Origin of the sequence: Dehalobacter sp. TeCB1, from assembly GCF_001707455.1 — a bacterium.
Classification (GTDB): Bacteria; Bacillota; Desulfitobacteriia; order Desulfitobacteriales; family Syntrophobotulaceae; genus Dehalobacter; species Dehalobacter restrictus.
The window spans coordinates 23,933-31,963 of the sequence record NZ_MCHF01000040.1 but is presented as its reverse complement, the minus strand read 5'-3'; the positions used below and the strand labels follow the sequence as shown (position 1 = coordinate 31,963).

Here is an 8,031-nt window from a genome sequence, read left to right as displayed (position 1 = left end):
TACCACCCGTTCCCATCCCGAACACGGAAGTTAAGACCTCCTGGGGCGACGATACTGCAAGGGAAAATAGCACGTTGCCAGGTAATTAAGAACAGAGCATCTATTTTGGTGCTCTGTTTCTTATTTGGTTTCCATGCGATTGGTGGACAATAGGGGTATTCTTAATTAAGAACGGATAGTGACTGAGGTGCCAGTGGGGATAATTCTAGCGAGCTCTAAGACATCTTTATTAAGCATGCGGATACAGCCTTTAGAAACTTGTCTGCCAATTGACTGAGGATTATTTGTACCATGGATTCCATATCCAGGGATGCTGAGTCCAAGCCACATCACACCAAATACGCCTCCGGGATTTGGTACTTTACTAATGATTTCATAAGATCCGATTGGAGTAGGTGTCGCTGTTTTTCCGATGCCAATCGGATAGTTCCTGATAATTTGACTGTCTTTGGACACATAAAGCTGACGTTTATTTAAAGAAAGCATAATCGAATACATGTTAATCACCTCAGTTTATACTATTTGCCAGGTCTTTGTTTGGTTAAAAATTTAATAAAATATATGGACTAATTTCAAAAAAAGCAGTATGGAATATAATGGTAATACAAAATCTAAATCTACTTTGTTTAAAAAATTTATACGAGGAGGTAACAAAAAATGCACCTTTTTGGAAAAGGCTTTTATTCGTATGCATGTACGTGTTATTATCCAGTGATTTGCTTTCCGACTATGCCCTGCTGTAATGTTCCTTATCAGCAAAAGACAGTACAATACCGACAAACAGAGCAATATCAACAGACCCGATTTACTGGTGGCAAAGGTTAATTAAGAAATGAGGACAGAGCATCAATGGGTGCTCTGTTTCTTATGTGCAGAGGGGGTTTTATATGCACAATTGGATGGAGAAAAATGAAGATCGTCCATCACATGAAGATCATCTATCCACTTGACAAATCATTCTGAATACATTAGTATATTGAAAATAACCTATATGCTCAAACACGATGAGAGGAAAATCTGATTTAAATGTTGTTCAGAGAGCTGATGGCCGGTGCGAGTCAGCCAACATGCGATGAGATTCCATCCTGGAGTGGCCGATGACGAATTGTGACGGGTTCCGCCCGATAACGCGGATATAAGTTGGCCGATTTGGCAACATGGGTGGCAACGCGGGAATACCTCTCGTCCCTAATTTTGGGATTAGAGGTTTTATTTATATATTTCTGCAGATGAAAACGTTGTCACTTAATGAAGAAATACTGGCTAAAACTTGGGTGGCACCGCGGAATATCCGCCCCAACACTGGGGGTGGATTTTGCTTTTTTATAGGGCTATACAAAAGTGAAAGAATACTAATAGGATAATGGAGGAGGAATTTACAATGACAAGAGTATTTAATTTTTCTGCTGGACCGGCAGTATTGCCTGAAGAAGTTCTCAAAGAAGCTGCCGAGGAAATGCTGGATTATGATGTCACGGGGATGTCCGTGATGGAAATGAGCCATCGCTCCAAAGCTTTTGAAAAAATTATTGGTGATGCGGAGCAGGATCTTAGGGATTTGCTGAACATTCCGGATAATTATAAGGTGCTGTTCCTGCAAGGCGGAGCATCACAACAGTTTGCCATGGTCCCGATGAATTTAATGAAGAACAGGGTTGCTGATTACCTGAACACTGGACAATGGGCTAAGAAAGCGATTCAGGAAGGAAAGATCTACGGTAAAATCGACGTCATTGCGTCTTCAGAAGACAAAACCTATACGTATATCCCGGATATGAAGGACCTGAAGATCTCTGAGGACGCTGACTATGTGTACATTTGCCATAACAACACCATCTATGGAACGAGGTTTACAGAACTTCCTGAAACCGGTGACAAAATCCTGGTTGCGGACATGTCGTCGGATTTTCTGTCTGAACCTGTAGATGTAAGCAAATATGGTTTGATCTTTGCAGGTGCTCAAAAAAATGTCGGCCCGGCCGGCGTTGTCGTCGTCATTATTCGGGAGGACCTGATTACGGATGATGTGCTGCCGGGGACGCCTACCATGTTAAAATACAAAACACAGGCAGACAACAAGTCACTTTATAACACACCACCGGCCTATGGCATTTATATTTGCGGCAAAGTATTTAAATGGCTGAAAAAACTGGGCGGACTCGAAGTCATGAAAAAAATCAATGAGGAAAAAGCCGCAATTTTATATGACTATCTTGATTCCAGCAAAATGTTTAAAGGAACAGTCGTTAAGAAAGACCGTTCACTGATGAATGTGCCGTTTGTAACCGGATTAGAAGAGCTGGACAAGAAATTTACCAAAGAAGCCAAAGAGGCCGGCTTGGTAAATTTAGAAGGTCATCGCTCAGTCGGCGGAATGAGAGCGAGCATTTACAATGCGATGCCCATGGAAGGCGTGAAAGCGTTAATCGCATTTATGAAAAAATTTGAAGAAGGAAACATCTAGAAAGTAATTCTTCATACCATCAGAGTAAAGGAGTATCTATATGTTTAAAATCAATTGTTTAAATCCGATTGCCAAGATTGGGCTGGACAATTTCTCGGAAGAATATGCTATTACGGATAACTATGAAGAGGCGGATGCCGTTCTGGTCAGAAGTGCCAGTGTTCATGAACTGGACCTGCCGGATTCTCTGCAGGCAATTGCCCGGGCCGGAGCAGGAGTGAACAATATACCGATTGATAAATGCGCTGAAAAAGGGATTGTTGTTTTTAATACACCGGGGGCTAATGCCAATGGTGTTAAGGAATTGGTACTGACCGGACTGTTTCTGGCATCCCGTGACATTATCGGCGGCGTAAATTGGGTGAATTCTGTTAAAGATGATCCGGATGTTGCTAAACTTGTTGAGAAAAATAAGGCCAAGTATGCAGGTATTGAAATCAGCGGCAAGAAACTGGGTGTAATCGGGCTTGGGGCGATTGGGGTTCTCGTAGCAAATGCGGCGATGAAACTTGGCATGGAAGTATACGGGTATGATCCGTTCATTTCTGTCCGCTCGGCCTGGCATTTGTCTAAATATATCAAGCCCAGCAAATCCTTGGCGGAGATTTATAAAGAATGTGATTTCATCAGCATCCATGTACCCTTGTCCGATGCAACTCAGGGGATGCTGAATGAAGAAGCCTTCAAAATGATGAAAAACGGCGTCCGCATTCTAAATTTCTCGCGCGATTCTTTAGTCAATGAAGAAGATATGATTGCAGCACTAAAAGTTGGCAAGGTATTCAAATATGTTACCGACTTTCCTACTCCTAAAATGGCGCCTCTGAATGAAGTCGTTGCTATTCCGCACCTGGGAGCTTCCACCTGTGAATCAGAGGATAATTGTGCGGTGATGGCTGTCAGCCAGCTCATGGATTATCTTGAAAACGGCACGATCAGAAATTCCGTGAACTATCCGGACTGTGACAACGGTTATCCTGATAATGCCGGCCGTCTCGCGATTCATCACAAAAATATCCCGAATATGATTGGTCAGTTCACTTCGGCCCTAGCTCAGGAGAATATCAATATCTCTGATATGATTAATAAGAGCAAAGGCCAGTATGCCTATACCTTGGTTGATATTGAGATACCATCCACACCGGAAATAAAGCAGAAAATTAAAGCGATTGAAGGAGTCTACAGAGTCAGGATTGTAAAATAATGAAAATTGATATCATTGGTAATGGGAGGGTTCGATTTGGCTACAATCAGACCGTTTAAAGCGCTGCGGCCGAGGGAAGAACTTGCTGCGAAAGTCGCAGCACTTCCTTATGATGTCTATAACCGCGAAGAAGCATTGGCTGAAGTAAGAAAAGAACCGTTGTCGTTTTTGCAGATTGACCGGGCAGAGACCCAGTTCACTCCTGAGGTCAGTCCTTATGATATCCGGGTCTATGAGAGAGCGAGAGACAGTCTGCAGGAAATGATCCAAAATGGCGTTTTTGTCAGGGAGGATAGACCCTGCTATTATGTGTATGAACTGGTGATGGATGGCCGTTCCCAGACGGGTTTGGTCGGATGTGCCGCGATGGATGATTACCTGAACAATGTTATCAAAAAACATGAAAAAACCAGAGAAGATAAGGAAATTGACAGAATTAATCATGTCGACATTTGCAAGGCTCAGACCGGCCCGATTTTTTTGGCTTATCGGTCTCAACAGGGAATCAATGAGGTTGTCAGCCGAATTAAACAAGAAAGCCCCCTCTATGATTTCACTGCTCCGGACGGAATTAGACATACCGTTTGGAAAATAGATGGGGATCATGATTTGGCTGCGATCTATTTCGGATTTCAAAATACCCGAAGCATCTATATTGCGGATGGACACCACAGAGCTGCTTCGGCGGTGAAAGTAGGCTTGCGCAGAAGAGACGCCCATCCCGGTTTTACCGGAGAGGAAGAATTCAACTATTTTCTTTCTGTCCTTTTCCCGCACGATCAATTGATGATCCTGGATTACAATAGAGTAGTCAAAGATCTTAACGGTTATCAGAAAGATGCCCTGCTGAAAGAAATAGAAAAAGCATTTATTGTAACCAAAACGGGTGCTGAACCCTATAAGCCTCAGAAAAAAGCTGTCTTTGGTATGTATCTGGAAGAATCATGGTATAAACTGGAGGCCAGGGCTGAGATCCTTTCCGATGATCCTGTGGAAGGCTTGGACGTTTCACTGCTGCAAAATCATCTCTTAACACCGATCCTGGATATCAAAGATGTCAGAACGGATAAACGAATCGATTTTGTCGGTGGGATACGCGGCCTGAAGGAACTGGAAAAGCGGGTGGCCAGTGATATGAAACTTGCTTTTTCGATGTATCCGACATCGATTGATGAACTTTTTGCGGTATCTGATGCAGATAAGCTTATGCCGCCCAAATCTACCTGGTTTGAACCCAAACTGAGAAGCGGACTGCTTATTCACGAACTGGAATAGGGTTGACTTGCAACCCGGTATAGTACTATACCGGGTTAGCATCTAGTCTGCCGTTAAAAATATTTTTGAGCCATACACATAGGATGATAGTTTTTGTTTCATGATAAAGTCAGATGATATTTTAATGGTTAATGAGGCGGAGCGGTTGTTTATTCTATGAGTGAAAGCATGCGTGATCGGAGGTAACTATGTCAATTAATGTTACGGATGAATTTCTTAAGCTTGTTTCCATTGACAGTCCGTCCAAAAAAGAAGGGAAACTCGCAGGCTATCTAAAACGAAGGTTGAAAGAGCTCGGTGCTGATGTCTATGAGGACCATTCCGCCGCCAAAACAGGGAGTGATACGGGCAATCTGATCGCAGTACTGCAGGGCAACAGTGAGGGTGCACCGGTGATCATGCTTGCAGCTCATATGGATACGGTAGCATCCACTGAAGGAATGACACCCCGGATTGAGGAAGGGGTCATTTACAGCGATGGACAAACCATCCTTGGGGCGGATGATAAAGCTGGAATAGCCGTAATACTCGCAGTACTGAGCAGGCTTCAGGAAGACAAGCATATCCTGCATAGTCCGGTTGAAGTTGTTCTGACAGTCCAGGAAGAAATTGGTCTTTATGGTATAAAAAATCTTGATTATGCCCTTAAAGCTGACTTCGGCTATGTCTTGGATGGTGACGGCCCTGTGGGTACCGTAGTCCACGCAGCACCTTCTCATATCACGCTTGATCTGGTTGTTCAGGGTAAAGCTGCACATGCGGGCCTGGCGCCTGAAACGGGCGTGAATGCAATTGTTGTTGCGTCCAAAGCCATTGCAGACTTGAAATCAGGAAGGATAGACCAGGAAACAACGAGTAATTTCGGGATCATTACCGGTGGCACAGCACGCAATGTGGTTGCTGAAAAGGTACAAATCACGGCAGAGGTACGAAGTCATGATCAAGCGAAACTTGAAATTGAAACCGATAAAATTCTTGAAAAATTTGAAACTGTTGCAGCCAAGAACCAGGCAAATTTCAGCTATACGAAGGAACTCGCCTATGAAGCGTTTAGCATAGATCCTGCACATCCGGCTGTTCAAAATTTACTGGAGGCAGGGAAGACACTCGGCATTCACACGGAATTAACTTCGACTGGCGGAGGACTTGATGCCAATATTCTAAATTCCCGCGGCATACCGTGTCTGGCACTGGGCCTTGGGAATCATAACCCGCATACGCGCGAAGAATATGTCGAAATTGACCAGATGGAAAAATCCGTCGAATTCGTACTTGAGGCTTTGTCTTATTCATAGGATATACTGAGGTGACGACAAATGTGGGAACGTATTCGTCGTGAACTTTTAGTGGAATACTATTGGTGGAAAAGGCAGAAATTAAATAAAAGACGTTTGGATAGTCCAATTGGTCTTCTGGGAATACTGTTAATAACCGTCGGAATTATTCTGATGGTGATCATCGGGCAGGGTATTGGGGCACTGTTCCGTAATATGATACCTTTCGTAAGCGGGACACAGGTTGCCGGTACCTACTGGTCTTCCGTTTTTTTGGCCTTAAAGATCAGCCTGCTGTTAATCGTAATGATGATTGGTTTTGCCGGCATCATCATCTATAAATTATTCGGACGTAAAAAATGAAGAGTTCCGTCGATAATTGACTCCCAAGAAAAAAATGTTTGAATATAAACATTTGTGTATGTTTGTTGCCTTAAAAGAATAATAAAATAGATTCTTAAGATATTGTACAAGTCTTATTGCAGGCAGCAGTAATATCTGCTAAAATTGATAAATTGAGGGGGGGTAAGATTTTTGGATAGTTTTTCCAATATTGTGCAAGAAATTTTTAACGTTACTATGATTTCTCTACAAGTCATCATTATTTTTGTGACTTTGTATTATTTTATTTTATCGATTCTGGGGATGCGTCGGAAACCTGAAGATGATGAATTTGAACCCAAGAATAGATTTGCGATTGTCGTTGCCGCCCATAATGAGCAAAGGGTAATCGCGCCGTTGATTAACAACCTTAAAAATCTGGATTATCCGAGAGAACTTTTTGACATCTTTGTTGTAGCCGATAATTGCACGGATAACACTGCTTACCTGGCAAAAAAAGCTGGAGCCTATGTGTACAAGCGTTTTGATGAGACAAAACGCGGAAAAGGCTATGCCTTGGAATACTTATTTTCGAAGATTTTTGCTTTAGACCATACGTATGATGCTTTTGTTTTGTTTGATGCCGATAATCTCGTCAAGGGTAACTTCCTCAGAGAGATGAATAAAAAGCTCTGCCAGGGAGATCAAATCATTCAGGGCTATGTGGATTCCAAGAACCCTTATGATACATGGGTTACCACTTCATTTTCAATTGCATTTTGGATGATGAACAGGCTGGTTCAGCTGGCCAGGTTCAATTTCGGAGTTTCCAATACCCTGGCCGGTACAGGGATGTGTATTTCCTACGATGTACTTAAGAAATTTGGCTGGGGAGCTCATTCTTTGGTTGAAGATCTTGAGTTTACGATGAAAGCCCTGGTATATGGGATAAAAACCAGCTGGGCGCATGACGCGGTCGTCTATGACGAAAAGCCGCTTAGCTTTGTACAGTCCTGTCATCAAAGGAAACGCTGGGCTCAGGGGCAGGTTGACGTTGCCTGCAGATATTTGCCTATTCTTCTTGTAAAAGGATTCCGCGAGAAAAAGTGGCTGTATTTTGATGCAGCGATGCATCTCTTTCAGCCGTTCTTCCTGATTATTTCGGCTTCGTTTATTTTGATGCAGGTGTTATTCTTTCTGCGCCCTTATTATGTCAACTTGTTTATTGACTATATTCCTGCAGGTGTCTGGCAGGTTCTTTCCGGAAGTGTTGTTGTTTTTGCCATATTGTCCCTGTACTTGGACAAAAAGCCAACAAAGGCCTATTTTGGCTTGATTCTGTATCCGATCTTTATGTACAGCTGGATACCGATCATTATTGCCGGGTTTATTCATCGCAACAAGAAAGAGTGGTCGCATACGCTACATACCCGCTCGATTAATTATGAGGAAATTCGTGCGGAAGAAAAAGTATCGACCAGCTGAATAACCTC

At 42.9% G+C, this 8,031-nt stretch carries 7 protein-coding genes and 1 rRNA gene; 7 read left to right on the top strand and 1 reads right to left on the bottom strand.

Annotated features, from left to right (window positions below; genetic code table 11):
• Nucleotides 1-83, top strand: a 5S ribosomal RNA gene (gene rrf / locus A7D23_RS10525); the annotation flags it as partial.
• An 82-nt stretch (nt 84-165) separates the two neighbouring features.
• On the opposite strand, the gene A7D23_RS10520 is transcribed toward rrf, so the two are convergent.
• Nucleotides 166-498: a L,D-transpeptidase gene (locus A7D23_RS10520; protein ID WP_019226694.1), complete on the bottom strand. Its 333-nt coding sequence runs from the start codon at nt 496-498 to the stop codon at nt 166-168.
• A gap of 883 nt (nt 499-1,381) precedes the next feature.
• On the opposite strand from A7D23_RS10520, the gene serC reads away from it, so the two are divergent.
• The 6 genes from serC to A7D23_RS10490 all read left to right on the top strand — a co-directional run bounded on the left by serC (nt 1,382) and on the right by A7D23_RS10490 (nt 8,023).
• On the top strand, nt 1,382-2,464 hold the full coding sequence (gene serC, locus A7D23_RS10515; RefSeq protein WP_019226695.1) for a 3-phosphoserine/phosphohydroxythreonine transaminase: 1,083 nt from the start codon (nt 1,382-1,384) through the stop codon (nt 2,462-2,464).
• A gap of 40 nt (nt 2,465-2,504) precedes the next feature.
• Nucleotides 2,505-3,668: a phosphoglycerate dehydrogenase gene (locus tag A7D23_RS10510; protein WP_019226696.1), complete on the top strand. Its 1,164-nt coding sequence runs from the start codon at nt 2,505-2,507 to the stop codon at nt 3,666-3,668.
• A gap of 36 nt (nt 3,669-3,704) precedes the next feature.
• Nucleotides 3,705-4,943 (top strand): DUF1015 family protein, encoded by a 1,239-nt coding sequence (locus A7D23_RS10505; RefSeq protein WP_019226697.1) that lies wholly within the window; start codon nt 3,705-3,707, stop codon nt 4,941-4,943.
• 188 nt (nt 4,944-5,131) lie between these two features.
• Nucleotides 5,132-6,238: a M20/M25/M40 family metallo-hydrolase gene (locus A7D23_RS10500; protein WP_019226698.1), complete on the top strand. Its 1,107-nt coding sequence runs from the start codon at nt 5,132-5,134 to the stop codon at nt 6,236-6,238.
• 21 nt (nt 6,239-6,259) lie between these two features.
• Nucleotides 6,260-6,580, top strand: coding sequence for a hypothetical protein (locus A7D23_RS10495; protein ID WP_019226699.1), 321 nt, complete (start codon nt 6,260-6,262; stop codon nt 6,578-6,580).
• A gap of 171 nt (nt 6,581-6,751) precedes the next feature.
• Entirely contained in the window at nt 6,752-8,023 is a 1,272-nt protein-coding gene (locus A7D23_RS10490; protein ID WP_019226700.1) for a glycosyltransferase family 2 protein, read from the top strand.
• Nucleotides 8,024-8,031 lie beyond the last annotated feature (8 nt).

Coding starts and splice junctions, on each gene's coding strand:
- A7D23_RS10520 (WP_019226694.1), bottom strand. CDS start 498: ATGTATTCGATTATGCTTTCTTTAAATAAACGTCAGCTTTATGTGTCC.
- serC (WP_019226695.1), top strand. CDS start 1,382: ATGACAAGAGTATTTAATTTTTCTGCTGGACCGGCAGTATTGCCTGAA.
- A7D23_RS10510 (WP_019226696.1), top strand. CDS start 2,505: ATGTTTAAAATCAATTGTTTAAATCCGATTGCCAAGATTGGGCTGGAC.
- A7D23_RS10500 (WP_019226698.1), top strand. CDS start 5,132: ATGTCAATTAATGTTACGGATGAATTTCTTAAGCTTGTTTCCATTGAC.
- A7D23_RS10495 (WP_019226699.1), top strand. CDS start 6,260: ATGTGGGAACGTATTCGTCGTGAACTTTTAGTGGAATACTATTGGTGG.